Annotated in this window: 20 protein-coding genes; 5 read left to right on the top strand and 15 right to left on the bottom strand. The window is 75.0% G+C overall.

The window, feature by feature from the left end; translation table 11 throughout:
• Window positions 1–185: 185 nt before the first annotated feature.
• The 5 genes from ABZ573_RS11825 to ABZ573_RS11805 form a co-directional block, all read right to left on the bottom strand.
• Entirely contained in the window at window positions 186–389 is a 204-nt protein-coding gene (locus ABZ573_RS11825; protein ID WP_007464836.1) for a cold-shock protein, read from the bottom strand.
• 205 nt (window positions 390–594) lie between these two features.
• Complete coding sequence (locus ABZ573_RS11820) at window positions 595–4,071, bottom strand: ATP-dependent DNA helicase (RefSeq protein ID WP_358117696.1); 3,477 nt, start codon at window positions 4,069–4,071, stop codon at window positions 595–597.
• Window positions 4,068–7,337: an ATP-dependent DNA helicase gene (locus tag ABZ573_RS11815; RefSeq protein ID WP_358117872.1), complete on the bottom strand. Its 3,270-nt coding sequence runs from the start codon at window positions 7,335–7,337 to the stop codon at window positions 4,068–4,070. Before ABZ573_RS11815 ends, ABZ573_RS11820 begins: the two co-directional genes overlap by 4 nt.
• Before the next feature lie 312 nt (window positions 7,338–7,649).
• Entirely contained in the window at window positions 7,650–8,195 is a 546-nt protein-coding gene (locus tag ABZ573_RS11810) for a TIGR00730 family Rossman fold protein (protein WP_132231057.1), read from the bottom strand.
• Between the two features lies 1 nt (window position 8,196).
• Complete coding sequence (locus tag ABZ573_RS11805; RefSeq protein ID WP_358117693.1) at window positions 8,197–9,057, bottom strand: TIGR00730 family Rossman fold protein; 861 nt, start codon at window positions 9,055–9,057, stop codon at window positions 8,197–8,199.
• Window positions 9,058–9,366: 309 nt separating this feature from the next.
• Here ABZ573_RS11805 and ABZ573_RS11800 point away from each other — a divergent pair, with 309 nt between their 5' ends.
• Window positions 9,367–9,528 carry a hypothetical protein gene (locus ABZ573_RS11800; RefSeq protein ID WP_165947700.1) on the top strand — a complete coding sequence of 54 codons (162 nt, stop codon included), beginning with the start codon at window positions 9,367–9,369 and terminating at the stop codon, window positions 9,526–9,528.
• 86 nt (window positions 9,529–9,614) lie between these two features.
• On the opposite strand, the gene dapE is transcribed toward ABZ573_RS11800, so the two are convergent.
• Window positions 9,615–10,688, bottom strand: a complete 1,074-nt coding sequence (gene dapE, locus ABZ573_RS11795; protein WP_358117689.1) for a succinyl-diaminopimelate desuccinylase — start codon at window positions 10,686–10,688, stop codon at window positions 9,615–9,617.
• 118 nt (window positions 10,689–10,806) lie between these two features.
• Here dapE and dapD point away from each other — a divergent pair, with 118 nt between their 5' ends.
• Window positions 10,807–11,763, top strand: coding sequence for a 2,3,4,5-tetrahydropyridine-2,6-dicarboxylate N-succinyltransferase (gene dapD, locus ABZ573_RS11790; protein WP_151456225.1), 957 nt, complete (start codon window positions 10,807–10,809; stop codon window positions 11,761–11,763).
• A gap of 51 nt (window positions 11,764–11,814) precedes the next feature.
• On the opposite strand, the gene ABZ573_RS11785 is transcribed toward dapD, so the two are convergent.
• Window positions 11,815–15,180 carry a S8 family serine peptidase gene (locus ABZ573_RS11785; RefSeq protein ID WP_358117685.1) on the bottom strand — a complete coding sequence of 1,122 codons (3,366 nt, stop codon included), beginning with the start codon at window positions 15,178–15,180 and terminating at the stop codon, window positions 11,815–11,817.
• A gap of 98 nt (window positions 15,181–15,278) precedes the next feature.
• On the opposite strand from ABZ573_RS11785, the gene ABZ573_RS11780 reads away from it, so the two are divergent.
• Complete coding sequence (locus tag ABZ573_RS11780) at window positions 15,279–15,836, top strand: sugar O-acetyltransferase (protein ID WP_358117682.1); 558 nt, start codon at window positions 15,279–15,281, stop codon at window positions 15,834–15,836.
• Between the two features lie 40 nt (window positions 15,837–15,876).
• Here ABZ573_RS11780 and ABZ573_RS11775 read toward each other — a convergent pair whose 3' ends face one another.
• The 5 genes from ABZ573_RS11775 to fdxA all read right to left on the bottom strand — a co-directional run bounded on the left by ABZ573_RS11775 (window position 15,877) and on the right by fdxA (window position 19,748).
• Window positions 15,877–16,524 (bottom strand): nucleoside/nucleotide kinase family protein, encoded by a 648-nt coding sequence (locus ABZ573_RS11775; RefSeq protein WP_151456223.1) that lies wholly within the window; start codon window positions 16,522–16,524, stop codon window positions 15,877–15,879.
• The gene (locus tag ABZ573_RS11770) at window positions 16,524–17,171 is read right to left on the bottom strand and encodes an SIMPL domain-containing protein (RefSeq protein WP_121399738.1); all 648 of its coding nucleotides are present in this window, start codon (window positions 17,169–17,171) and stop codon (window positions 16,524–16,526) included. Before ABZ573_RS11770 ends, ABZ573_RS11775 begins: the two co-directional genes overlap by 1 nt.
• Window positions 17,172–17,273: 102 nt before the next feature.
• Window positions 17,274–18,299, bottom strand: coding sequence for a prephenate dehydrogenase/arogenate dehydrogenase family protein (locus ABZ573_RS11765; RefSeq protein ID WP_358117678.1), 1,026 nt, complete (start codon window positions 18,297–18,299; stop codon window positions 17,274–17,276).
• A gap of 19 nt (window positions 18,300–18,318) precedes the next feature.
• Window positions 18,319–19,425: a succinyldiaminopimelate transaminase gene (gene dapC, locus ABZ573_RS11760; protein ID WP_357577850.1), complete on the bottom strand. Its 1,107-nt coding sequence runs from the start codon at window positions 19,423–19,425 to the stop codon at window positions 18,319–18,321.
• Window positions 19,422–19,748: a ferredoxin gene (gene fdxA / locus ABZ573_RS11755; protein ID WP_091422126.1), complete on the bottom strand. Its 327-nt coding sequence runs from the start codon at window positions 19,746–19,748 to the stop codon at window positions 19,422–19,424. The genes dapC and fdxA overlap by 4 nt, the downstream gene beginning before the upstream one ends.
• Window positions 19,749–19,827: 79 nt before the next feature.
• On the opposite strand from fdxA, the gene ABZ573_RS11750 reads away from it, so the two are divergent.
• Complete coding sequence (locus tag ABZ573_RS11750) at window positions 19,828–20,787, top strand: GNAT family N-acetyltransferase (RefSeq protein ID WP_327029522.1); 960 nt, start codon at window positions 19,828–19,830, stop codon at window positions 20,785–20,787.
• 124 nt (window positions 20,788–20,911) lie between these two features.
• Here the strand turns inward: ABZ573_RS11750 and ABZ573_RS11745 are convergent, their stop codons facing one another.
• From ABZ573_RS11745 to mshB, 3 genes are all read right to left on the bottom strand, one after another.
• A complete protein-coding gene (locus ABZ573_RS11745) occupies window positions 20,912–21,379 on the bottom strand; it encodes a hypothetical protein (RefSeq protein WP_151455016.1) in 468 nt (155 codons plus the stop codon).
• A gap of 78 nt (window positions 21,380–21,457) precedes the next feature.
• The gene (locus ABZ573_RS11740; protein WP_151455035.1) at window positions 21,458–21,895 is read right to left on the bottom strand and encodes a hypothetical protein; all 438 of its coding nucleotides are present in this window, start codon (window positions 21,893–21,895) and stop codon (window positions 21,458–21,460) included.
• A gap of 17 nt (window positions 21,896–21,912) precedes the next feature.
• A complete protein-coding gene (mshB, locus tag ABZ573_RS11735) occupies window positions 21,913–22,839 on the bottom strand; it encodes an N-acetyl-1-D-myo-inositol-2-amino-2-deoxy-alpha-D-glucopyranoside deacetylase (RefSeq protein WP_358117674.1) in 927 nt (308 codons plus the stop codon).
• An 87-nt stretch (window positions 22,840–22,926) separates the two neighbouring features.
• Here mshB and ABZ573_RS11730 point away from each other — a divergent pair, with 87 nt between their 5' ends.
• Window positions 22,927–25,068, top strand: a complete 2,142-nt coding sequence (locus tag ABZ573_RS11730; protein WP_358117671.1) for a prolyl oligopeptidase family serine peptidase — start codon at window positions 22,927–22,929, stop codon at window positions 25,066–25,068.
• Window positions 25,069–25,198: the final 130 nt, after the last annotated feature.

Genomic DNA, 25,198 nt, shown 5'->3' with positions numbered 1-25,198 from the left:
GGGCGCCGGAGGCGGCGCTGTCACCGGCGGACCAGGCCGCGGGTGACTCACAAGCACGAACCGAAAGGGGTACGGGCCCCGGCCCGCCGCCGTTCGCCGCCTGCTCACGCAGGTCGACGGTGCGGCGGGCCGGTCCCGTCACCGCACCCGGAGGGCGCGGTGGGTGTTACTGGAAGATCCGAAGATCAGAGCGGGCGGATGTTCTCCGCCTGCGGGCCCTTCTGGCCCTGGGTCACCTCGAACTCGACCCGCTGGTTCTCGTCCAGGCTCCGGTAGCCGGAGGACTGGATCGCCGAGAAGTGGGCGAAGACGTCGGCGCCGCCGCCGTCCGGGGTGATGAAGCCGAAGCCCTTGTCAGCGTTGAACCACTTGACGGTGCCAATAGCCATTTTTGTTTCGTCTCCTTGACGGAACGTCGAACCCGCACTTGTTGCGGGCTCGAAGAGGAGCGCGCCACGCGGAACTGCCTGGCTCGCTTGTCGCTTCTGGTCGCCCCGCCCGGAGAACTCCGGACACAACAAAGAGCGCCTGGGCCACAATCCTCCAGGCGCACACAGAGTCTCTGGGAACCATAACTGCAACGCGACCAACCTATCATGGATTCGTCCCGGCACCACCGTCTGCCGGAATTTCCGGTACGGAGGCGATCAGCGCGGTCAGCCCGTCCGCGTCGAGCAGGTCCGCCGGCCGGACCGTGACCCCGTCCCGCACGTAGTGGAACGCCGCGCCGACCCGCTCCACCGGCACGCTGGCCAGCTCCGCCCAGGCCAGCCGGTAGACCGCGAGCTGCACGGCGGCCACCTCGGCGGCTACGCCGGCGGGCTGCCGGCCGGTCTTCCAGTCGACCACGTCGAACCGCCCGCCCGGCCGGGCGAAGACGGCGTCCATCCGCCCCCGGACCACCACTGCGGCGATCACTGTGGCGAAGGGCACCTCCACCTCGACCGGCACCCGGTCGGCCCACTCGCTGGCCAGAAAGCGCTCCTGGAGCTCGGCCAACGCCTCGTCCGGCGCCGCGTCCGCGTCCGCCGCACCCGGCAGCTCGTCCAGGTCGAGCAGCCGGTCGGCGCCGAACCGCTGCTCCAGCCAGGTGTGGAAGGCGGTGCCCCGGCGGGCGTACGGATTGGGTTCGGTGGGCACCGGGCGGCGCAGCGCGCGGGCCAGCGCCGCCGGATCCCGGCGCAGCGCCACCAACTGGGTCACCGACAGCTGGCCGGGCAGGGCCACCTCGACGGCACCGGACTGCCGGGTCAGCTCAGCCCGCTCGGCGAGCAGCAGGTCGGCCTCCCGCCGCCACCGCGCCACGTCCGCGTCGTCGGCCGACGGGTCCGCGCCCACCCCGGCGGTGTCGTCGCCGCCGGACGGCGTCCGTTCGGCCGTCTCGCCGCCGGGCAGCGGGCGGGCGGCCGCGTCCCCGTCGGACAGTGGGCGGGCCGCCGGGTCGCCGTCGGCGAGGAAGCGGCGGACCAGGGCTGCCGCCTCGGCCAGCGCCGGCCGGCGGGCGCCCAGCGGGTCGGCCGGCCACTCGGCGCGCAGCACCACCTCGGTCGTCGGGTTGACCGCGTCGCCCGGCGGCTCCGGCGCCCACTCGTCCACCAGGTGCCCGGCGCGGGCGTCCAGGCAGGCGTCGTGCACCTCCCGCAGCAGCACCGACGGGCCGCGCGGCCGTTTGGTGCCCTCCCCCCACCAGTAGCCGGAGCAGAGCAGCAGCCGCCGGGGCCGGGTCACCGCCACGTACGCCAGCCGGCGCTCCTCCCGCTCGTCGTGCGCCCGCCAGGCGTCGGTGAAGTCCTCCAGCGCCCGGGCCACCCCCCGCTGGTCCTCAGCCTCGGCCAGGCCCAGCTCCGGCAGCCCGTCGGCGTCGCCGCGCAACGGGAACGGCAGCACGCCCAGCCCGCCGAGCCAGTGGTCGGAGTTGCGCACCGGACCCGGCCAGACGCCCCGGCTCAGGCCGGCCACCGCGACCACGTCCCACTCCAGGCCCTTCGCGGCGTGCGCGGTGAGGATCTGCACCGCGCCCTCGACCACCTCCACCTCGCCCGGCGTGAGGCCGCGTTCCTCGTCCTCGGCGGCGGCCAGGTAGGCCAGGAACCCCGACAGGGTGGCGCCCGGCGTCTCCCCGCTGAAGCGGGCGGCGACGTCGCCGAGCGCGTCCAGGTGGCCCCGCGCCAGGCCGGCGTCCCCGGCCCCGTCCCGGCCGGCCCGCACCGCCACCTCCACGTCCAGGCCGATCGTCCGCTCGATGTCCGCGATCAGCTCCGGCAGGGACTGGTCCAGCCGGTAGCGCAGCAGGCCCAGCTCCCGGGCGTACGCCCGCAGCCGCGCGTAGCCCTCCGCCGAGTACGCCTGCGCCGGGCCCAGGTCGGCCAGCGCCTCCACCAGGGTCGCCTCGTCGAGCAGGTCCGGGCTGATCTCCGGGGTGCCGTCGTCGGCGAGCCTGCGCCGGGCCGCCGCGATGGACTTCGCCCGGCGGTGCAGGGCCACCAGGTCACGGGGCCCGATCCGCCAGCGCGCGCCGGTCAGCAGCCGCAGCAGCGCGGCGCCGTCCGTCGGGTCGGCCAGCACCCGCAGCGTGCACACCACGTCCCGCACCTCGGGGGTGTCCAGCAGGCCACCCAGGCCCACCACCTCGACCGGCAGGCCGCGCTCGCGCAGCGCCGACTCGATCGCCGGAATCTGGCTGCGCAGCCGCACGAGCACGGCGGTCGTGGGCCGCAGCGGCACCGGGATGTGCTCGGGCAGCACGCCGGGCATCCCGGCCGCGCCGCGCCAGGCGTGCAGCACGCTGTCGGCGATCCAGTCGGCCTCGTCGGCGTACGTCCGCAGCAGCGCGCAGTGGACGGTGCCGCCGGCGGCGCCGCGGGCGCTGCGGTGCGGGACCGGCTCCTTGACGCTCATCGCCGCGCGCAGCTCCGGCACCCGGGCGCCGGCGGCCCGCAGCGGGGTGGCCAACGCGTTGGCGACACCGAGGATCTCGGGCCGGTTACGCCAGCTCGTGGTGAGGCTGAGCACCTCGGCCGGCGCACCGCCTGCGCGGGCGAACTCCGTGGGGAAGCGGTCCAGGGTGCCGGCGCTCGCCCCGCGCCAGCCGTAGATCGACTGGCAGGGGTCGCCGACCGCCGTCACCGGGTGCCCACCGCCGAAGAGCGCGTTGAGCAGCACCACCTGGGCATGGCTGGTGTCCTGGTACTCGTCGAGCAGCACCACCCGGAACCGGTCCCGCTCGATCTCGCCGACGCCCGGGTGGTCGCGGGCGACCCGGGCCGCCCGCGCGAGCTGGTCGGCGAAGTCCATCGCCTCGAAGTCCTCCTTGCGCCGGGCGTACGCGCGCACCAGCGGGAGCAGCTTCAGCCGGATCTGCTGGAGTTGCAGCGCCTTGCGCACGTCGGCGTAGACCCGGCCGGGGCGCACCTGCACCTCGGCGAAGAACCGGCCCGTCCACGCGGCCAGCGCGTCCGGGTCGACCAGGTGCTCGTCGAGCTCGCCGGCCAGCGCCAGCACCGCGTCGGTGATCGTGCTCGGCATCCGGTCCACCCCGGACATGTCGCCGTCGTAGTTGCGCACGAGCAGGTCGACCAGCTGCCAGCGGGACGCCTCGGTGAGCAGCCGGGTGGACGGCTCGTAGCCCGCCCGCAGCCCGTGCTCGGTGACGATCCGGCCCGCGTACGAGTGGTAGGTGGAGACGGTCGGCTCCCCGGCCAGCGGGTCGTCGAGCGGGTCGCGCCCCCGCCGCCCGAGCCGCCGTACCAACTGGTCGAGCCGCGTACGCACCCGGTGCGCCAGCTCCCCGGCGGCCTTGCGGGTGAAGGTGAGCCCGAGCACCTGCTCCGGCCGCACGTACGAGTTGGCGACCAGCCAGACCACCCGGGCGGCCATCGTCTCCGTCTTGCCCGACCCGGCGCCCGCGACCACCAGCAGCGGCTCGACGGGGGCGGCGATGATCGCGGCCTGTTCCCGGGTCGGCGCGGGCAGCCGCAGCAGCTTCGCCAGCTCCACCGGCGTGTAGCGGGGACCGGCGTCGGCGACCCGGGGCGCAGGGGTCGCGCTGCTGAAGAGGGCGGGCTGCGTCAAGGCGTCTCCGGACGACGGGTGGTCGGCGGCTCGACCACCTGGCGGCCCTGCCCGGACACCGGGCAGCTCGTACGCACCGGGCAGACCCGGCACTTGGAGTTGGCGACCGCGGCGAAGGTGGCGGCGGCCATCGTATCCGCGGTACGCCGCACCAGCGCGGTCGCCCAGCCGGCCTCCGGGCCCTCCCCCGCCGGCGCCTGGCTCTGCTCCTTCGCGTCCTTCGCGCCGGTGCCGAGCTGCACCAGGGCCGCGCCGCCGGACTCCTCGCCGAAGTCGGCGAAGGCCCCCGCCTCCACCGCCGCCTGGTAGGCGCCGAGCTGTGGGTGCTCGGCGAGGTCGTTGGCCGTGACGGCGGTGGACTTGCCGGTCTTCAGGTCGATGACGACCAGCCGGCCGTCCTCGTCGACCTCCAGCCGGTCGACCCGGCCGACCAGCTCGACCGGCCGGTGCGGGTCGTCGAGGCGCACCGCGAACTCGTGCTCGATGGCGAGCAGCCGGCGCGGATTCGCGGCCAGCCAGCGGAGCAGCTTGTCCACCATCGCCTCGGCGCGGCTGTGCTCCGGACCGACCATCCAGCGGGCGGCCAGCTCGATGACGTCGAACCGGGCGGCGACGTAGTCCAGCAGCGCCCCCCGGTCGGCGCTGGCGTCCTCGGCGAGCATCGCGGCGGCGTGCACCAGGTTGCCGACGCCCTGGGCGGCGCTGGCCGGCGGGCTGCCGCCGTGCCGCTCCAGCAGCCAGCGCAGACTGCACCGCAGCGCGCTCTCCATCGCCGACGGGGTGACCCGGACCGGCTCCCCCTCGTCGACCAGCGGGCGGTCGTCGGAGAGCTGCCGCAGCCCCCACCAGTCGTCCGGGTGCGCGCCAGCCACCCCGGCGGCGGCGAGCCGGGCCAGCTCGGCAGCCGCCGCCTGCCGCCGGGCGTAGGTCACGGCCGGGTCGCTGACGGCGGTACGCAGCTCCGCCACCAGCGCCGGCAGGGTCAGCGCCCGGGGCGGCCGGCTCACCGGCAACGCCCCCGGCCGGTCCGGCTCCTCCTGGTCGGTGGGATCCGTCGGGCCGGTCGGATCCGGCGGATCGGTGGGATCCGTCGGGGCGGACGGGTCGGTCGGGTCGGTCGGGTCGGTGGGGCCCAGCTCGTAGAGGAAGCGGCTCGGCTGCTCCTCGTGGTCGTCGCCGCCCACCGCGGCGGAGGCGACCGCGCTGACCAGCAGCCGTCGCCGGGCCCGGGTGACCGCGACGTGGAACAGCCGGCGCTCCTCGTCGAGCAGCGCCGAGGTCTGCCCGACCAGGGCCGCCACCACGCCCGCGCCGGCCGTCCGGCCGGCGAGCACGTCGACCAGGCGCTCCGAGCCGAGCAGGCTGCCACGCAGGCGCAGGTCGGGCCAGACGCCCTCCTGCACCCCGGCGACCGCCACGAGATCCCACTCCAGCCCCTTCGCGGCGTGGGCGGTGAGCAGCCGCACCGTCTCCCCCCGGTCGGCGGTCGGGGCGAGGGTGTCGGCCGGCAGGTCCTGACCGAGGACGTGGTCGAGGAAGACCTCCGTACGCGCGCCGGGCAGCCGGTCGGTGAACCGGGCCGCCGCGTCGAAGAGGACCATCACGGCGTCGAGGTCGCGGTCGGCCGCCTCGGCGCGGCGGCGCCGCGCGACGTCGCCCTCGCCGGTCACCGTCTGGCCGCGGCCGGTCGCCGCGGACCACAGCTCGGCGAGCCCGGTGGCCCGCCACACCGCCCAGAGCACGTCCTCCGCCGTGGCGCCGGGCCGCGCGGCGGACTCCCGGGCCACGGCCAGCAGACCGGCCACGGTCTGCGCCGGCTCCGCCCAGTGCCGCTCGATCCCGGCCAACCCGGCCGGGTCGCGCAGCGCCTCCACGATCAGTTCGCCCGAGGGCCGGCGGTCGCCGCCGGCCAGCGCCAGGGCGCGCAGCCCCTGCCGCAGCCGCCGCTCGGCCAGCGGATCGGCGCCGCCGAGCGACGAGTGCAGCAGCGCCACGGCGGCCTCCTCGTCGAGCCGCTCGGGCTCCAGGGCGCAGCGCAGCAGGAGCAGCAGCGGCGCGACCGCCGGTTGCAGGTGCAGCGGCAGGTCCTCGCCGTGCACGACGGTGGGCACCCCGGCGGCGTGCAGGGCACGTTGCAGCGAGGGCAACTGCCGCCCGGTGGAGCGCACCAGCACGGCCATCTCCGACCAGGGCACGCCGCCGAGCAGGTGTGCCTCGCGCAGGGCGTGCGCCAGCCAGGCCGCCTCGCTGGTGGCCGAGCGGAAGGTGCGTACCTCGACCGCGCCGGGCGGCGCGTCGGGCAGCGGGTGCAGCCGGCGGTGCGCAGCCGGACCGCGCAGCCGTCGCGCCAGCCGGCCGGACGCGGCGAGCAGCCGGGCACCGGCCCGGTAGGAGGTGGTGAGCACCACCTGTGCCGCGGGCGCTCCCGAGGCGGTGCGGAAGCGGTGCGGAAACGTGGCCACCCCCGCCGGGTCGGCGCCCCGGAACGCGTACGTGGAGGAATCCGGGTCGGCGAACGCGACCAGGGGCTTGCCGCCTCCGGCCACCGTCGCGAGCAGGTCCTGCTGGGCCGGGTCGGTGTCGGCCAGCTCGTCGACGTAGACGTACGCCAGCCGCCGGCGCTCGGCCGCGAGCAGCTCGGGGTCGTCGAGCAGCATTCCGGTGGCGGCCCGGACCAGCTCGGCCGGGTCGTACGCGACGGAGCCGCGGTTGCTGACGTCGCGCAGGGCGAGCACGGCCACGTACTCCCGCAGGAACCGCGCGGCGGCGGGCCAGTCGGCGCGGCCGAGCTTCTCGCCCAGCCGGGCCAGCTCGACGGGACCGACGCCCCGCTCGGCGGCGCGCATCAGCAGGTCGCGCAGCTGCGCCGCGAAGGCCCGGGTGCGCAACGCGGGGCGCAGGTCCTCCGGCCAGCCGACCGGGTCGTCGTCGGGCGCCTCGCCGACCACGTCGAGCAGCTCGCGGATGATCAGATCCTGCTCCGGCCCGGTGAGCAGCCGGGGGGACGGCTCGCCGCGCTCGGCCGCCGCCCGCCGCAGCAGCCCGAAGGCGTACGCCGGAAGGGTGCGCACCAGCGGCTCGCGCAGCACGCGGTGCCCGCCCTCGGCGACGCGGGCCTCGATCCGCTGGCGCAGCGCGGTGGCGCCCCGGCGGCCGAAGGTGAGCACCAGGATCCGCTCCGGGTCGACGCCCTCGGCCACCCGCGCGGCGACGGCCTCGACCAGCGTGGCGGTCTTGCCCGTGCCGGGACCGCCGAGCACCAGCATCGGCCCGTCGGTGTGCGCCACGATCTCGACCTGGCGCGGATCGGCCAGCCGCGCCGCCCCACGGTGCGCGTCCCCGTCGGCCGGCCCTCCGGACCGCCGCTCACCCTCCGTCGGCCCTCCGGACCGGCGCTCACCCTCGGTCGGCCCTCCGGACCGACCGTCCCCCCGGGCCGGCCCGCCGGGCCGGTGGTCCCCCCGGACCGCCTCCGCAGGCCGGCGCACCAGCCGGTACGCCTGCATCCGTCCATCCCACCACGCCGGTACGACACCCCCACCCCGCCACCCCGCCGGGGACCAACCCGCACTCCCCCGTCAGAGGAGTTGGAGTTCCAGGGTGTCCAGGGCGGCGGGGACCGTGTCGGTCACGGTGAGCAGGCCCAGGCCGGCGGGCTTGAGGAAGGTCTGGTCGGCCAGCGCGCCCAGCCAGTCGAGCACCGGGCGGTAGAAGCCGTCGGTGTCGACCAGCACCATCGGCTTGGCGTGCAGGGCCAGGGTGGCGGTCGTCCACACCTCGAACAGCTCGTCGAGGGTGCCGAGCCCGCCCGGCAGGGTGAGGAACGCGTCCGACTTGTCGATCATGAGGGTCTTGCGGCTGGCCATCGAGTCGGTGACGAGCAATTCGTCCGACGCCAGGTCGGCGACCTCCAGGTCGACCAGCGACTGCGGGATCACCCCGACCGTCCGGCCGCCGGCGGCCCGCGCCCCGTCGGCCAGCGCGCCCATCATGCCGACGCACCCGCCGCCGCTGACGAGGGTGTGCCCGCGCCGGGCGATCTCCGCGCCCGTCTCGGCCGCGAGGTCCAGCCAGCGCTGGTCGAGGGTACGGGAGGAGGCGCAGAACACGCAGATCGCCGCCATGTCAGCGCTTCCGGTTCTCGTCGCCCGCCTCGGCGGCGGCCTGCTGGTCGGCGGCGGTGACGGCGACGGCCTCCTCGCGGACCGCCTCCTGCTCGACGTTGAGGGCGACCTCGGCCTCCACGATGTGCCGGACCGCCGCGTCGACGTCGTCGGTCACGCAGATCAGCTCCAGGTCGACGGGGCCGATCTTGCCGTCGGCGGCCATCGTGTCGCGCAGCCAGTCGAGCAGGCCGCTCCAGTAGTCGGCGCCCATCAGCACCACGGGGAACCGGGTCACCTTGCCGGTCTGCACCAGGGTGAGCGCCTCGAAGAGCTCGTCCATGGTGCCGAACCCGCCGGGCAGCACGACGAACGCCTGGGCGTACTTGACGAACATGGTCTTGCGGGCGAAGAAGTAGCGGAAGTCGATGGCCAGGTCGACCCAGTCGTTGAGCCCCTGTTCGAAGGGGAGCTCGATGCCGAGGCCGACCGACAGCCCACCGGCCTCGCTGGCGCCCCGGTTGGCCGCCTCCATCACGCCCGGCCCGCCGCCGGTGATCACCGCGTAGCCGGCCCGGGCCAGGGCAGCGCCCAGCGCCTCGGCCAGCTGGCACTCGGGGCTATCCGGGTGGCTGCGGGCGGAACCGAACACGCTGACCGCCGAGGGCAGGTCGGCGAGGGTGTCGAAGCCCTCGACGAACTCTGAGAGGATGCGCAGCGCCCGCCAGGCGTCCTTGGTCTTCCAGTCCTCACGCCCCCGCGAATCGAGCAGGCGCTGGTCGGCGGTGCTGCCCGTCATCGCCTGCCGCCGCAGCGTCACGGCCCCCCGGTGCCGTTCCTGTCCCGGCTCGCGGCCGGCCTCCCGCCCGTTGCTCTGACCCATGGGAGCAACCGTAGTGGAGCCGCACCCGCCAGGTGCGCGCACCGTGAGCCGGGCCGCCGCAGGTGACGGGCGAGGCGACAAACGACGCCACCCCCGGGCGACGGGCAACGCGGCCTCGGACGTCGACGGCACGGCCCCCGGCGGCGGACGGCACGGCCTCGGCGGCCACCTCGGGCGACGGGCGGAGACGGGCCGGGCGACGATCGGAAATATTTTTCCGGATCTTGGGCAACTAATTCGGTCGCACGGGCGTCTTACTATTCACATACCGGGTATGCCCCGGCGCGCGCCTTCGGGGGAGGAGTCAGCGTGATCAGCAACAGCGAGATGATCCGGATCCGGCGGCAGATGCAGCGCCGCATCCGCGACGTGGTGGCCGAGCGCCGCCGCGCCCGCCTGATGGAACCGTCCACCGACCAGGGCGGCCAGACCGACGCCCGGCCCGCCGCCGACGCGTCCACCACCGTCTGACCGCACCGACGACACCGTGCACGGAAGGTCCGCGTCCTTCGACGCGGACCTTCCGTCCATCCGGGGCACGCCCCGCGCGGGGAGCTTCAGGAAGACGCGAGCCAGCGGCGCAGGGTGACGGCGCCCTCCCGGATCTTGCTGATCTCCACGTGCTCGTCGGGGTGGTGGGCCAGGTTGGGGTCGCCGGGGCCGAAGTTCAGCGCCGGGATGCCCATCGCGGCGAACCGGGCCACGTCCGTCCAGCCCAGCTTGCCGATCGGCGCGGCACCGACCGCGGCGAGGAACTCCTTGGCGGGTGCCGCCTCCAGCCCGGGCGGGGCGCCGGCGGCCGAATCCGTGACCCGCACGTCGAAGCCGGCGAAGACCTCGCGCAGGTGCGCCTCGGCCTCGGCCGGGGTCCGGTCCGGCGCGAACCGGTAGTTGACCTCGACCTCGCACCGGTCGGGCACCACGTTGCCGGCCACGCCGCCGTGGATGCGGACCGCGTTCATGCCCTCCCGGTAGTCGCAACCGTCGATGGTCACCCGCCGCGCCTCGTAGTTGGTCAGCCGGTCGAGCACCTCGCCGGCCGCGTGGATCGCGTTCACCCCGTGCCAGGAACGGGCCGAGTGGGCGCGTACGCCGGTGGTGGTGACGACCGCGCGCATGGTGCCCTGGCACCCCGCCTCGACGATGCCGTGCGTCGGCTCCAGCAGCAGCGCGAAGTCGGCCTCCAGCCACTCCGGGTACGCGTCGGCGACCAGGAAGAGGCCGTTGTACTTCGACTCGATCTCCTCGGCCTCGTAGAAGAAGTACGTCACGTCGTAGCGCGGGTCCGGCAGGCTCACCGCCAGGTCCAGCGCGAACGCCACCCCGGACTTCATGTCCGAGGTGCCGCAGCCGTACATCAGGTCGCCGCGCGTGGTCGACGGGAAGTTGTTGTTCAGCGGCACCGTGTCCAGGTGACCGGCGAGCACCACCCGCTGGTCACGGCCCAGGTCCGTCCGCGCCATCACCGTGTTGCCGTGCCGGTACGTGGTCAGGTGCGGTACGCCCCTCAGCACCTCCTCCACGCAGTCGGCGATCGCCTTCTCGTTGAGGGACACGGACTCCATGTCGACCAGCGCGCGGGTCAGCGCCACCGGATCGGCCAGGACCTCGGGGGTCAGCGGGTTCTCCATGGTTCGCACGGTACCGTCAGATCCGGCGAGCGCGTGGAGCGAGCGTTCCGGGGCGGCCCGCGCGGGAGGCGGGGCGCGGAGGGCTCGCCGGCCCGCAGCACGAACGAGAGGTGAATCAGTGACGTCCGAATCCGCCTGGGGCATCGGCCTGGCCACCGTTACCGCTGACGACCAGGTGCTCGACACCTGGTATCCGACGGGCAAGCTGGGCCTCGGCGAGCTGCCGCTGGTCGCCGGCGAGGACGAGGCGGACGTGCTGGACCTGCCCCCGGGGGCGGTCGGCGACCGGGCGCTGCCCGGGCTGCGTACCGTCCAGGTGGTCACCGTGATCGGCTCGCTGGACGAGCCGATCAAGGACGCCGCCGACGCGTACCTTCGGCTGCACCTGCTCTCCCACCGCCTGGTGCGACCCAACGAGCTCAACCTCGACGGCATCTTCGGCAAGCTGGCGAACGTGGCCTGGACCTCCGCCGGGCCGTGCCCCCCGGAGCGGGTCGACGAGCTGCGGGTCATCGAGCGGGCCGCCGGCCGCCACCTGGCCGTGTACGGGGTGGACAAGTTCCCCCGCATGACCGACTACGTGGTGCCGTCGGGCGTGCGGATCGCCGACGCCGACCGGGTGCGCCTCGGCGCGCACCTGGCGGCCGGCACCACCGTCATGCACGAGGGCTTCGTCAACTTCAACGCCGGCACCCTGGGCACCTCGATGGTCGAGGGCCGGATCGTGCAGGGCGTGGTGGTCGGCGACGGCTCCGACATCGGCGGCGGCGCCTCGATCATGGGCACCCTCTCCGGCGGCGGCACCGACCGGGTCCGCATCGGCGAGCGCAGCCTGGTCGGCGCGAACGCCGGCGTGGGCATCTCGCTCGGCGACGACTGCGTGGTGGAGGCCGGCTGCTACATCACCGCCGCCTCCAAGATCACCCTGCCGGACGGCCGGGTGGTCAAGGCCCGCGAGCTGTCCGGGGTGGACAACCTGCTGTTCTGGCGCAACTCGGTGACCGGTGCGCTGGAGGCGAAGCAGCGCAGCGGCAGGGGCATCGAGCTGAACGCCGCGCTGCACGCCAACGACTGACGGTCGCCCCGCCGGGCCCGCGGTCGGCCGCGGACCCGGCGGGGGTACGCCTCAGCGCAGGCGGTACGCCTGGATGACGCGCTGGGTGACCGTGTTGCCGGCGGTGTCCCGGGCGGTGGCCCGCAGCGAGACGTGTCCGGTGCCGGCCGGGTGCCGCACGGTGGCCGTCCAGCCGTCCCCGCCGCCACGGATCCGGGCCCGCTGCCAGGTCTTCCCGCCGTCGTAGGAGACGTCGACGGTCAACGCGGCGACCCGGGCCGAGGGCGCGCCCGGCTGCCGCTGCACCGTCACCGGGATCACGAAGCTCCGGCCCGCCGGGGCGGCGTTGTCCCGGTCCAGTCGGGGCGTGAACCGGATCGCCGACGCCGGCAGCGCGGCCGGGTCGTCCCCGGCGACGTGCCGGGACCGGAACGTCCAGGTGGCCGACACCTCGGTCGAGAGGTCGGTGAAGCTCCGCTTCGACGACGTCTCCAGCCGGTAGTTGGCCGCGCCCGGCGGCACGTCGAACCCGCCGTACGCCGGCTCCTCGTTCTCCCCTACCAGCGTCCCGTTGCGGTAGAGGGCGGTGCGGGCGGTGTCGGCGACCGAGCCGCCGGCGTGCCCCTCGGCGTCACTGTGCAGCGGCAGGCCCACCTCGATGCGGTCGCCCCGGCGGACGATCCCCGCCTCCGGGAACGACGGCCCGTACGGCGCGCTGTTCCAGCTCTCCCGGTAGTGCCGCCCGGCGCGCAGGCTCCGCTCCTCGGAGAACAGGATCGCCTTGGTGTCGAGCCAGCCGTCGTCGGTCGGCACCCCGAAGTCCAGCTCGGAGGACCAGCGCACGCCCCGGGTGTTGTAGTGCTCGACCCGTTGCCCGGGAGTGGCGGTGGGCAGCCCGACCGCCCAGCCGCCGAGGTCGGGATCCCGGTGCGGGAAGACCAGGCGCATCGCGGCCAGCCCCGGGCTGCCGCCGTTGAACCGGTGGGTGACGGTGGCCAGGTCGCTCGCCCGGTAGTGCCGGACGAAGCCGGTCGGCATCCGGCCCGGCACGGCCTCGTTGAGGGCGTAGAGGTAGGGGCTGCTCGCTGCCTTCAGGTCGGCCCACTGGCCGCTGACCGTGGCGACGAACCGCTCTGCGGGCACCGGCTTCCCGAGCCCTGCGGTGAAGAGACCGTCGAAGTCGGAGTCCAGCAGGCCGAAGGTGTAGCTGCCGTTCTCGGCGAGGAAGCCGGCCTCGGTGACGGCGAGCGCCGGGGTGGCCGAGCGCTGCGGGACGCTCATCCTGACCGGCTTGCCCCGTCGGGCGTCGAGGGTGATCCGCGTGTCCCCGCCGACCACCAGCTCCGGCTGGACGAGCTGGGTGGCCCCGGTGAGCTCGTCGCCGTCCACCTCGAACACGTAACTGACCAGCCCGTACCGGCCCTTGGGGACCCGCAGCTCGACGGTGCCGTCCGGGTCGTACAGGTCGTACGGGTGCAGCTCGTCCAGGGAGACCAGCGTGGTGCTGTGCTCGCCGGAGAGCGCGCCGGCGCGGTTCAGGTGCCGGGCGGTCACCGTGTAGCTCTCCACCTCCCGGTGCACCGCCAGCGGGATGCCCGCCGGGAAGTTGTCGCCGCGGACCACGATCCGGCCGGTGTAGTGGCCGTCCGGGCCGTCGACACGGGTGTTGGCGGTGACGGTGGTGCTCGCCGTGCCGCCGGCCGGCACGCTGAGCCGGGTCGCGCCGAGAGTGAACATGCCGGCCGGGGCCGGCCTGCCGTCCGGGCCGGTCGCCTCGACGGCCAACTCCAGGTCGGTCGCGGTCCCGCTGTCGTTGCGCCAGGTCACCGTGCGGGTGACCGGGGCGTCGTCGCCGTGCGGCCAGAGCGTCCGCCCGAACGACACGCTCGGCGGGTCGTTGGTCAGCGACTGCCAGGTCGCCTTGGCCAGGTCGACCCGCCCGGCTCCCTGCTCGTACGCGGTCAGCTCGGGATTCGGCTTCGCCGAGGACATCAGGAGTGCCTTGATCTCGCCGGCCTTCGAGCCGGGCCGCATCTGGGCCATCAGCGCCGCCGCGCCGCTGACGTGCGGGGCCGCCATCGAGGTGCCCGACATCGCCACGTACCCGGTCCCGGCCGGGTCGCCGATCACTCCGTCCCGGCTGCGCGCCGCCACGATCCCCACCCCCGGAGCGGTGATGTCCGGCTTCAGCGCGTCGTCACCGGTGCGGGGACCACGGCTGGAGAAGTCGGCGAGGCTGTCGTCCCGGTCGACGGCGCCCACCGAGAGGGCGGCGTCGGCCGTGCTGGGGGAACTGACCGGCGCGAACCGGCCGGAGTTGCCGGCGCTGATCACGAACAGGGCGCCGGTCTGCGCGGTGAGCGTGTTGACGGCCGCCTCCAGCGGGTCGACCTCCGGGGTGTCGAAGCCGCCGAGACTGAGGTTGATCACGTGGGCCCGCTGCTCGACCGCCGCCCACTGCATGCCGGCGAGGATCGCCGATTCCGGGCAGCCGTACGTCTCGCAGACCTTGCCGTCGAGAAGTGTCGCGTCCGGGGCCACGCCCTGCATCCGGCCGCCGGAGGCGGCGCCGCTGCCGGCGATGGTCGAGGCGACGTGGGTGCCGTGCCCGACGACGTCGCCCGGCGCGGACTCCTCGGTGAAGTTGCGCGTCTGCGCCACCCGGCCGGCCAGGTCCGGGTGCGTGGCGTCGATCCCGGTGTCCAGCACGGCGACCCGGATGCCCCGGCCGGTCCAGCCGTTCCGGTGCGCCTCCGGTGCGCCGATCTGCGGCACGCTGCGGTCGAGCGTGAGCTGCCGCCGGCCGTCGAGCCAGATCCGGTCGGCACCCCCTGCCGCGCCGACCCTCGCACCGGCGGCGGTGACCGCCGCCCAGACCTCGGCGGCCCGCCGCTTGCTCGCCGTGGCGGCGAGCCCGCCGGCGGCGGGCAGCTCACGGGTGACCGTCACCCCGGCGGGCACGGCGGAGCGCCGGGCCGCGCCGGCACTGCCGGTGATCAGCAGGGGCAGGTCGTCGCGCCGGGCGTCGTCGTAGCCGGCGGCGACCAGTTCGGTGACGTCGAACAGCCGCCGGTCGATCCGCCCGTCCCGGATGGGCGCCACGGCGTCCTCGGGTACGACGGAGACGTGCCCCCGCTCCCGTCGGGTCAGGAAGCGGACGTCCTCGCGCCCGGGTGCGGGTCGCACACTGGCCTTGGTCCCGCTGACGGTGACCCGGTCGCCGGTGAGCAGGGTGACGGTGACCGGGCGGCTGGCGTCACCCACCCGGGACGGCGGGGTCGCGTCGGGACGGACGGTCGGTTGGGCGGGCTTCTGGGCGACGGCCATGCCGGGGGTGCCGAGCACCATGCCGAGCACCAGACCGAGACCGACCAGTTTTCTTCTTCGCTGCAACGGATCCTCCTCGTCGGGCGTTACTACCTGTAGGGAGAGACGCATTGACAGTCATCAGAGTTGCATACCGAGTATGCAAAGTGAAGACACAAAGATGACGGAGCAGCCAACGAACAGGACCGATCCTCGGAGATGATCGACCGGTGACATCCATGAAGGAACGCATGCTGGCCGGCGAGCCGTACATCGCCGACGATCCGGAGATCGGCGCCGACCTGGACCGGGCCACGCGGCTGATGGAAGCCTTCAACACCAGTCCGGCCGCCGACCCCGAGGCCCGGCTCGCGGCCCTGCGCGCCCTGCTCGGCGAGGTCGGCGAGGGGACCTACGTCCGACCGCCGCTCTACGTCGACTACGGCTGGCAGGTCCGGATCGGGCCGCGCAGCTTCGTCAACTTCAACGCGGTCCTCCTCGACGTCGCCCCGATCACCATCGGCGCCGACGTCCAGATCGGACCGAACGTGCAGCTGCTCACCCCCACCCACCCCGTCGAACCCGGGCCCCGCCGCGACAAGTGGGAGGCGGCCAAGCCGATCACCATCGGCGACAACGTCTGGCTCGGCGGTGGGGCCATCGTGCTCGCCGGCGTCACCGTCGGGGAGAACACGGTCGTCGGCGCAGGCGCCGTGGTGACGAAGGACCTGCCGGCGAACGTGGTCGCCGTGGGCAACCCGGCCCGCGTCGTACGCCAGCTCGACTGACAGCGTCAGTCCGCCGGACAGCCTCCCGAGGGCCGACCCGTCAGAGCGGCGGCGGCTCGGCGAGCCGGACGACCAGGTCGGCGCGGTGCGCGGTGCCGGCCACCAGGGCGGCGTTGGCCTCGTCGCTGCCCGTCGCCCACGCCCGGGCCTGCTCCGCCGACCGCCCGTACGACTCGTGCCGGGCGGTCAGCCGGCGCAGCCGCAGCTCGGCGTCCAGGTCGAGGAACCACGCCTCGTGCAGCAGCGGCCGCACCTCGTCCCAGGGCGTCCCGGTCAGCAGCAGGTAGTTGCCCTCGGTGACCACCAGCCGCACGGACGGCGGCACCTCGATCGAGCCGGCCACCGGCTCCTCCAGGTCCCGGCGGAACGCCGGCGCGTAGACCGCCGTCGGCTCCAGCCGGTGCAGGCGACGCAGCAGCGAGACGTAGCCGTTGGCGTCGAAGGTGTCGACGGCGCCCTTGCGCTCCGCGCGGCCCAACCGGCACAGCTCGGCCTGCGCGAGGTGGAAGCCGTCCATCGGCACCAGCCGGGCGGTGGGGCCGACCGCCTCGACGATCTGCTCCGCCAGCGTCGACTTGCCCGCGCCGGGCGCCCCGGCGATGCCGAGCAGCTGCCGCGGGCCGGCCCCGGCGAGGGCCCGCGCCCGCGCCACCAGCTCGTCGGTGCCGACGACCCGGGCGCCGGCCATCAGCCGAGTACCGGCTCGCTGATCGCGAACCGCGCCTGCACCGCGGCGTGCACGGTCTGCGGCTGCGGGTCGAGTTCCAGCTCCGGCGGGCCGCTCTCCGCGCCGTCGCCCATCGCGTACGCCATCCGGCTCATCATCGGCTGCTCCGCCGCGCCCGCGTCGGCCAGCTCGATCAGGGCGGTCACGCGGGCGCCGAGGGCCTCCGCGTACTCGCGGGCACGCAGCAGGGCGTCGGCGAGCGCGGCGTGCCGGGCCTCACGGTGGGCCGGGCTGTCCGGCCGCAGCGACCACCACGGCCCGGCCACCTCGATCTGGTCCTGGTCGGCGAGGCGCAGCATCAGCTCGCCGAGCGCGGTGAAGTCGCTGACCGTCACGGTGGTGGTCACGCTGCCGCTGTACGCCACCACCCGCTCGCCGGAGCGCCGGGTCTCCGGCCTGACCTGGAGCTCGCCGGTCTCCCGCCGGTCGATGCCGGGGCCCTCGCCGTCGAGCAGCACCCGGACGGCGGCGGCCCGTTCGGCCAGCCGTGTCAGGGTGGCCTCGCGGTCCCGGTCGCGCGCCCTGGCCGTCACCGCGAACCGGGCGATCTCCGGAGCCACCTCCCGGTACGCCTCGCCGCGCACCGCCACCACCGGCCCGTCCACCATGCCCTCACCCTAACCGCGCGCCCGCCGGCCCGCCCGCCGTCCGACCGCACGTCGACCGGGGTGCGGTCGGCGGCCCGGTGCGCACGCCCCGGCCGGTCCGGATCAGGCCGAGTGGGCCGTCGCCGGGAGGTGGCCCGTGTAGGCGACCCGGTCGCCGTCGACCCGGCACTCGGTGAGGTAACCGCCGGCGGCCCCCAGCTCCAGCAGGAACTCCACCTCGGCGCGGTGGTCGCCGTCGGCGGGGAACTCCTGCCGGTGGGCGAGCAGGTCACGGTCGAACAGGACGGTACGCAGGTCCCGCGCCCCCTCGAAGTGACCGACCAGGGCGTCGATGTCCTGCTCGCGCAACGCGGTGGCGAGCCCGTCGAGGAACGCGGCGACCTGGCCGAGCTGTCGCACCACCTGCTCGCGGTTGTCGAAGAGCATGTCGGCCGTACGCCGGGCCGGGGTGCCGGCGACCCGGGTGCCGTCCCGGAAGCTGCCCGCGGCGAGGCCCAGCACGGCGTCCCGGAGGTCCGACTTCGCCACCGCGCCGGCGAGGCTGCCGGCGAGCAGGTGGGGGATGTGCGACGAGAGCGCCACCACCGAGTCGTGCACCGCCGGCGACATCGGCACCACCCGGGCGGCGAAGACGTCCACGATGAGGTTGGACAGCATCCGGAACGGCCGGATCCCCTCGGCCGCCGGGCAGAGCACCCACGCGGCCCCCTCGAACAGCGCCGGCACGGCGGCGGCGAGCCCGGAGCGTTCGGTGCCCGCCATCGGATGGCCCGGTACGAACCGGTCGGTCAACCCGTTGGCCGTGGCGAAGGCGGCCACCGCGCCCTTCGTGCTGCCCACGTCGGTGAGGACGCAGCCGTCCCCGGCGTGCTTGGCGACGGTGAGCAGGGTCTCCGGCAGCCTCGGCAGCGGGCCGCAGAGGAACACGACGTCACGGTCGCGGACGGCCCCGCCCAGGTCGTCGGGGAAGGTCATCCCGCGTGCGCGCCCGTCCGCCCGGGTGGCCCGGTCCGGGTCCCAGCCGGCGACCTCCAGCCCCGCCTCGTGCAGCCGCAGCAGGACCGAACCGCCGATGAGGCCGGTGCCCACCACGGCGACCCGGGGTCGCCCTCGCGAACTCTCCACCATCACGCGCCTCGGCGGTCACTCAGGCGCGCAGCCGGCCGGCAACCGCCGCCACGTGCTCGTCGGACTCGGTCAGCGCCACCCGGACGTGCTGCCGGCCGCCCGGGCCGTAGAAGACGCCGGCAGCCGCGAGGATGCCCCGCCGGGCCAGCCAGTCGACCGTCTCCCAGCAGTCCTCGCCCCGGGTCAGCCAGAGGTAGAGCCCGGCCTCGGAGTGCTCGACGGTGAAGCCGGCGTCGGTGAACGCGGCGTGCAGGGTGTCCCGCCGGGCCCGGTAGCGCTCCCGCTGCTCGTCGGCGTGCCGCTCGTCGCGCAGCGCGGCCACCATCGCCGCCTGCACCGGCGCCGGCACGATCATCCCGGCGTGCTTGCGGACCTTGAGCAGCTCCGCCACCAGTGCCGGGTCGCCCGCCACGAATCCCGCCCGGTAGCCGGCCAGGTTGGACCGCTTGGAGAGCGAGTGCACGGCCAGCACCCCGTCGTACGACCCGCCGCAGACCTCGGGCGAGAGCACCGAGACGGGCTCGGCGGCCCAGCCCAGCGGCAGGTAGCACTCGTCGCTGGCGACCACCGCGCCGCGCTCCCGGGCCCAGTCGACCACCTTGCGCAGGTGGGCCGCCGGCAGCACCCGGCCGGTCGGGTTGCCCGGCGAGTTGACCCAGACCAGGCGCACCCGGGAGGTGGGGCCGACGGCGGTCAGCGAGTCGGCGCGCACGACGGTGGCGCCGGCGAGCCGGACCCCGTCCTCGTACGTCGGGTAGGCGATCGAGGGCACCACGACGACGTCGCCGGGACCGATCCCGAGCAGGGTCGGCAGCCAGGCGACGAGTTCCTTGGAGCCGATCGTCGGCAGCACGCCGAGGCCGTCGACGCCGGCGCCGCAGGCCCGTGCCACCCAGGCCGCGATCGTCTCGCGCAGCACAGGCGTGCCAGCGGTCAGCGGGTAGCCCGGCGCGTTGGACGCGTCGGCCAGCGCCCGCCGGATCACCTCGGGCACCGGGTCGACCGGCGTACCCATGGAGAGGTTGATCAGGCCCTCAGGGTGCGCCGCGGCCAGTGCGGCCGCGGCGTCCAGGGTGTCCCAGGTGAACTCCGGCAGCCGTGACGAGACCGGCGCGGGCCGGTTCAGTGGCCCTCGCCGCGCGGCGGCTGCGCGGCGACGAAGGTCGCGTCCTTCTCCACCTTGCCGATCTTCGAGGCGCCGCCGGGCGAACCCAACTCCTCGAAGAACTCGTAGTTGGCGCCGGTGTAGTCCTTCCACTGCTCCGGGACGTCGTCCTCGTAGAAGATCGCCTCGACCGGGCAGACCGGCTCACAGGCCCCACAGTCGACGCACTCGTCGGGGTGGATGTAGAGCATCCGGTTGCCCTCGTAAATGCAGTCGACCGGGCATTCCTCGATGCAAGCCTTGTCGAGCACATCCACGCACGGCTCGGCGATGATGTAGGTCACCGGTCTTCTCCTCCGCAAGACACGCCGCGATCACCCGCGACGGTTAGAGCCTAGTATCTCGCCGGGGAGGGGGTCGATCGTGCTCCGACAGCAGGATGTGGGACACCGGATCGTGGTTCGCCGAATCGTGGGGATTCGCGAGGGTCGGCCGCTCTTCTCGGACGCCCTCGGCGAGCTGGTCGAGCTGAGCGAAACCCATCTCACACTCGCCACCGCGCAGGGCCGGCTCCGGATCCCCGTGGCCGAGGTGCACCGGGCCAAGCGGGTGCCGCCGGCCCGTCGCCCCACCGCGGCGGCCGTGGTCGAGCTGGAACTGGCCGCCGACGAGGCGTGGCCCGCCGCCGTGCGGGGACGGCTCGGCGACTGGCGGCTGCGCGCGGCCGACGGCTGGACCGGTCGGGCCAACTCGGCGCTGCCCGTGGGCGACCCGGACCGGCCCCTGCCCGCCGCGCTCGACGCGGTGGAGCGCTGGTACGCCGACCTCGGTCAACCGCCGATGGTCAACACCCCGCTGCCGCTCGCCGCCCCGGTGGGCGCGGAGCTGGACGCCCGGGGCTGGGTCGGCAGGCCGCCCGTGCTGGTACAGACCGTGCCGCTGGCGGGGCTGCCGCCGGCCGCGCCGGAGCCCGCCGGAGCGCCGCCGGTCGAGCTGACCGCCGAGCCGTCGGACGACTGGCTCGCCGTCGCCGCCGGCCGCAAGGGCGGCCTGCCGGACGCCGCCCGGCACGTGCTCACCGCCGTGGACCAGGTCCGCTTCGCCCACGTGTACGCCGACGGCACGCTGCTCGCCATCGGCCGGGGCACGGTCACCGGGCAGGGCCGCTGGCTCGGGCTCAGCCTCGTCGAGGTGCTGCCCGAGGCCAGGCGACAGGGCCTGGCCGGCCGGATCATCCGCGCGCTGGCCGACTGGGGCGCCGCGACCGGCGCCTCGCGCGCCTTCCTCCAGGTCGAGCAGCGCAACACCCCGGCGGTGACCCTCTACCGCACCCTGGGCTTCACCACCCACCACACCTACCTGACCCGCACCCCACCCCCCTGACCGCCCCGCCCACCACAGCGTTGATCATGAAAATGTTGCCAGCGGAAAGCGCTTACAGCGGCAATAACTTCATGATCAACGAGGTCAGGGGGTGGAGTGGGGGGGTGGGTGGGGTCGGGGTGGGTTAGCGGCGGACTACTCGGCGGGGCTTGGTGGCCCTCAGTTCGGCGTAGCGCTTGAGGGACTGCGAGCGGTGGTCCAGGCCCAGCGCCGTGAGGAGCAGGTAGCCGAGCAGCACACCCACGCCGGCTGCCGCGAGGTAGAGCCAGATCTGGGCGAAGAAGGTGCCCGCACCCCCGCCGAACGGGTCGTTGCCGACCAGCAGCGGCCCGACCAGCACCGTCAGCAGCAGCGCGATGCCGACCGCGGCGGCCAGGTCCGCGCTCCAGGCCGAGACGGGGCGACGCCTGCCCCACACGAAGGCGACCGCCGCCAGGACCAGCCCGATCACCACGAACATCCCCAGCGACACCCGGTCGGCGGCGGCCGTGTCGTCGCCGTCGAAACCGAACCGGGTGACCAGCCGGGCGACCACGTTGACCGCGAACAGCGCGACCGCGAGAACCCCGATCGCGCGCCACCGCTCACTCATCGCACGCCTCCCGCCGTACCGCCCGCCGAAGCGGCGGGCCTCCTGGCAGGAATGTCTACCACCGGAACCTGTGCTCCGTCAGTCCCCCGACCGGACCGGTGGCGGTGCCAGGATCTGCCGGAAACCCATCACCGCGAAGGTCATCGCGCCGGCCACGATCATCGCCAGGCCGACCCAGTTGTCGCCGGTGACGAGCAGGTCCCCCTCCGCGGTGCGGACCGCCGCCACCGACATCAGGACGAACCAGGGCGTCGCGGGCAGCACCACGGCCCACCGGCGACCGACGGCCTCGTGCGCGAACCAGCTCAGCGCGATGTTCGCGGCGATCGCGACGAGCACCGAGACGCCGATCAGGTGCCCGCCGACCCGGAGCGTGGCCAGCAGCAGCTCCAGCACCGCGGTGAGCGTCCCGGCGAGGACGGCGACCAGTCCGCCGGCCACCCGCAGGGCGAGGTCGAGCAGCCGCCGGGACGGCCCGGACGGCGGCGGGACGGTCTCCTGCGGGGCGGTCGACATCGACGCGACGGGCAGGGTCACCGGTTACCGGCCGCCGAGACCGGGGACCGGTCCGGACCGTCGGCGGCGTCCAGCCCGGCGAAGAGGTCGTCCTCCCAGCCGTACGGGCCGCTGCCGGGTCCCCTCCCGCCCACCGCGAGGGTGTAGTACTCCACGCCCATGAACTCGCTGCCGAAGTTGCCGGCGATCGAGTAGAGCCAGGAGGCGTCGGGAATCTGGGTGGCGTGCGCGCGCATCGCCGCCTCCTTGGCGGCGTGCTGGTCCGTGGCGTCGATCCGGGCGGCGATCTGCGCGTCGGGGGTGCCGAAGGGCAGCTCCGAGATGTCCTGGATGCCGGCGAACGGGTTGTCCGCCGACTCGGCGAAGTGGGTCAGGCCGGCCTCCAGCACGCTGAGCGGCATCGCCGTCCAGTAGACCTTCGCCGGGGCGAAGCCCTCCGCGTCGGCCAGCTCGTACGCGCGCATCGCCACCCGGTGCGCCTGGATGTGGTCCGGGTGCCCGTAGAAGCCGTTGTCGTCGTACGTGACCATGACCTGCGGGCGTACCTCCCGCATGATCTCCACCAGGTGCCCGGCGGCCTCGTCGAGGTCGGCCTGCCAGAAGGCGCGGGGGTGCTCGTTGGTGGCGAGGCCCATCATGCCGGAGTCGCGGTAACGGCCGGCGCCGCCGAGGAAGCGGTGGTCGGTGACGCCGAGCGCGGCGCAGGCGGCGGTCAGCTCGGCGATCCGCCAACCGCCGAGCTGGTCGGCCTCGGCCGCGGCGAGCTGGGCGAGCGCCGGCACGTGGATCTCGCCCTCCTCGCCGAGGGTGCAGGTCACCAGGGTGACGTGAGCGCCGGCGGCGGCGTAGTGCGCCATCGTCGAGCCGGTGCCGATGGACTCGTCGTCGGGGTGCGCGTGGACCAGCAGGAGGCGGCGGTCAGGCAGCGTCGTCACGCCGGTCACTCTATCCGGCGGTTCTCCTCCGCCGACCCCGACGCGTCCGCGCAGGTCGGCCACATCACCCCCGGTCCCCGCTCTACGATCTGGACTGTGGACTTTCCGGAGCTGGCCGCCCGCACCCGCCGGTTCAGCCGCGGAGCGCCGCGGGCGGTCACCGTGGCCGACGACGGCTCCCGGGTGGTCTTCCTGCGCTCGGCCGGCCCGGAGGACCCGGCCGACGCGCTCTGGCAGCTCGACGTGGCGACCGGCGAGGAGCGGCTCGTCGCCGACCCGGCGGCGCTGCTCGGGGCCGACGCCGACGCCGGCGCGCTGAGCCCGGGCGAGCGCGCGCTGCGCGAGCGGCTGCGGCTGAGCGCCTCCGGCATCGGCTCCTACACGCTGGACGGCGCCGGCCGGGTGGCGGTCTTCGCGCTGGCCGGGCGGCTGTTCCGGGCCGACCTGGTGCACGGCGACGTGGTCGAGGTGGCCACCGTCGGCCCGGTGCTCGACCCCCGGCCCGATCCCACGGGGCAGCGCCTGGCGTACGTCACCGACGCCGCTGAGGGGGTCCGACGGGGGCAGCTGCGGGTGGTCGAGCACGACGGCACGGACACCCTGCTGGCCGGCGAGGACTCCGGGGTGACCTGGGGGCTGGCCGAGCACATCGCGGCCGAGGAGTTCGACCGCTACCGCGGCTACTGGTGGGCGCCGGACGGTCGTGCGGTGCTGGCCGCCCGGGTGGACGAGTCCCGCGTGGAGCGCTGGCACCTGCACGACCCGGCCGACCCGGCGAGCCCGCCGACCACCGTCGCGTACCCCCGGGCGGGCACCGCGAACGCCGAGGTCAGCCTGCACCTGCTGGATCTCGACGACGGCTGGGTCGACGTGCACTGGGACCGGGAGACCTACCCGTACCTGACGGCCGTGCACTGGGCCGACGGGGGCCCGCTGATCACCGTGCTGCGCCGCTCCCAGCAGCACGGCCTGGTGCTCGCCGTCGACCCGCGCACCGGCGAGACCCAGGTGCACGCCGAGCTGGCCGACCCGCGCTGGGTGGAGCCGATCCCCGGCACCCCGGCGCACCTGCCGGACGGCCGGGTGCTCGTCGGCGGCGAGCTCGCCCACGACGGGTACGACGCCCGCTGCCTCTTCGCCGACGGCACCCTGCTCACCCCGCCCTCGCTCTACGTGCGGCGGGTGGTGGGGCGGCTGCCCGGCGGCAGCGGCCCGGCCGACCTGCTGGTGGAGGCGAGCGACGGCGAGCCGAGCGAACGGCACCTGTTCCGGGTGCGCACCACCATCGGCGGCGGCGTGGACGCCCGCCGGATCACCACCGACCCGGGCTGGCACACCGCCGCCGTGGGCGGGGACGTGCTGGTGGTGGGGTGCGCCTCGCTCGACCACGCGGGCGTCCGCTGGACGGTGCGGCGGGGCGAGCAGGAGGTGGCCGTGCTGCGCTCGCTCGCCGCCACCCCGCCGTACGCGCCGCTGCCGCTGCTGGAGCGGGTCACCGACCGGCGGCTGCCGACGGCCGTGCTCTACCCGGACAACTACGTCACCGGCCGGCGGCTGCCGGTGCTGCTGGACGTCTACGGCGGGCCGGGGCACCAGGAGGTGCTCGCGGCCCGCGCGGCGTGGCTGGAGCGGCAGTGGTGGGCCGACGCCGGCTTCGCGGTCGTCACCATCGACAACCGGGGTACGCCGGGGGTGGCCCCCTCCTTCGAGAAGGCGATCCACCGCCGGGTGGCCGACGTCGTCCTGCTCGACCAGGTGGACGCGCTCACCGCGTTGGCCGGCAAGCACCCCGACCTGGACCTGGAGCGGGTGGCGGTGCGGGGCTGGTCGTTCGGCGGCTGGCTGGCCGGGCTGGCGGTGCTGCGGCACCCGGAGCTGTTCCGGTGCGGCATCGTCGGAGCGCCGGTCACCGACTGGGCGCTGTACGACACGGCCTACACGGAGCGCTACCTGGGCCTGCCGGACGACGGCACGGACATCTACGCGCACCATTCGTTGGTGGAGCTGGCCGGCGAGCCCGTGCCGGCCGGGGAGGCGGCCCGGCCGCTGCTGCTGGTGCACGGCCTGGTCGACGACAACGTGGTGGCCGCGCACACGCTGCGGCTGTCGGCGGCGCTGCTGGCGACCGGCCGGCCGCACTCCGTGCTCCCGCTGACCGGGGCCACCCACATGGCCGCCGGCGGCATCGCCGAGCGCCTGCTCAGGCTGGAACTCGACTTCGTCCGCCGGCACCTCTAGCCGCGCCCCGGCGCGGCCGTCCCCGCCGCCGCGGGCCGCCCGGGTGGCGGGCCCGCCGAGCAGTCGCGGGTCGGCCGGGCGGTGGCGCCGCCGAGCGGTCGCGGGCAGCCCACCGACACGGCGACCCCCG

It is taken from the genome of Micromonospora sp. NPDC007220, from assembly GCF_040634035.1.
Taxonomy (GTDB): domain Bacteria; phylum Actinomycetota; class Actinomycetes; order Mycobacteriales; family Micromonosporaceae; genus Micromonospora; species Micromonospora reichwaldensis.
Note: the sequence above shows the minus strand (reverse complement) of the source record. Positions and strands in the feature narration are given on the sequence as shown.

What these genes read in the sequence shown, in the direction of transcription:
- ABZ573_RS11770 (WP_121399738.1), bottom strand. Translation starts at nt 17,171, where the DNA reads ATGGTGGACGGGCCGGTGGTGGCGGTGCGCGGCGAGGCGTACCGGGAG.
- dapE (WP_358117689.1), bottom strand. Translation starts at nt 10,688, where the DNA reads ATGGAGAACCCGCTGACCCCCGAGGTCCTGGCCGATCCGGTGGCGCTG.
- ABZ573_RS11810 (WP_132231057.1), bottom strand. Translation starts at nt 8,195, where the DNA reads ATGGCGGCGATCTGCGTGTTCTGCGCCTCCTCCCGTACCCTCGACCAG.
- ABZ573_RS11815 (WP_358117872.1), bottom strand. Translation starts at nt 7,337, where the DNA reads ATGCTGGTGCTCGGCGGTCCCGGCACGGGCAAGACCGCCACGCTGGTC.
- ABZ573_RS11740 (WP_151455035.1), bottom strand. Translation starts at nt 21,895, where the DNA reads ATGTCGACCGCCCCGCAGGAGACCGTCCCGCCGCCGTCCGGGCCGTCC.
- ABZ573_RS11775 (WP_151456223.1), bottom strand. Translation starts at nt 16,524, where the DNA reads ATGGCCGGCGCCCGGGTCGTCGGCACCGACGAGCTGGTGGCGCGGGCG.
- ABZ573_RS11765 (WP_358117678.1), bottom strand. Translation starts at nt 18,299, where the DNA reads ATGGTGGAGAGTTCGCGAGGGCGACCCCGGGTCGCCGTGGTGGGCACC.
- ABZ573_RS11745 (WP_151455016.1), bottom strand. Translation starts at nt 21,379, where the DNA reads ATGAGTGAGCGGTGGCGCGCGATCGGGGTTCTCGCGGTCGCGCTGTTC.
- ABZ573_RS11825 (WP_007464836.1), bottom strand. Translation starts at nt 389, where the DNA reads ATGGCTATTGGCACCGTCAAGTGGTTCAACGCTGACAAGGGCTTCGGC.
- ABZ573_RS11785 (WP_358117685.1), bottom strand. Translation starts at nt 15,180, where the DNA reads ATGCGTCTCTCCCTACAGGTAGTAACGCCCGACGAGGAGGATCCGTTG.
- ABZ573_RS11805 (WP_358117693.1), bottom strand. Translation starts at nt 9,057, where the DNA reads ATGGGTCAGAGCAACGGGCGGGAGGCCGGCCGCGAGCCGGGACAGGAA.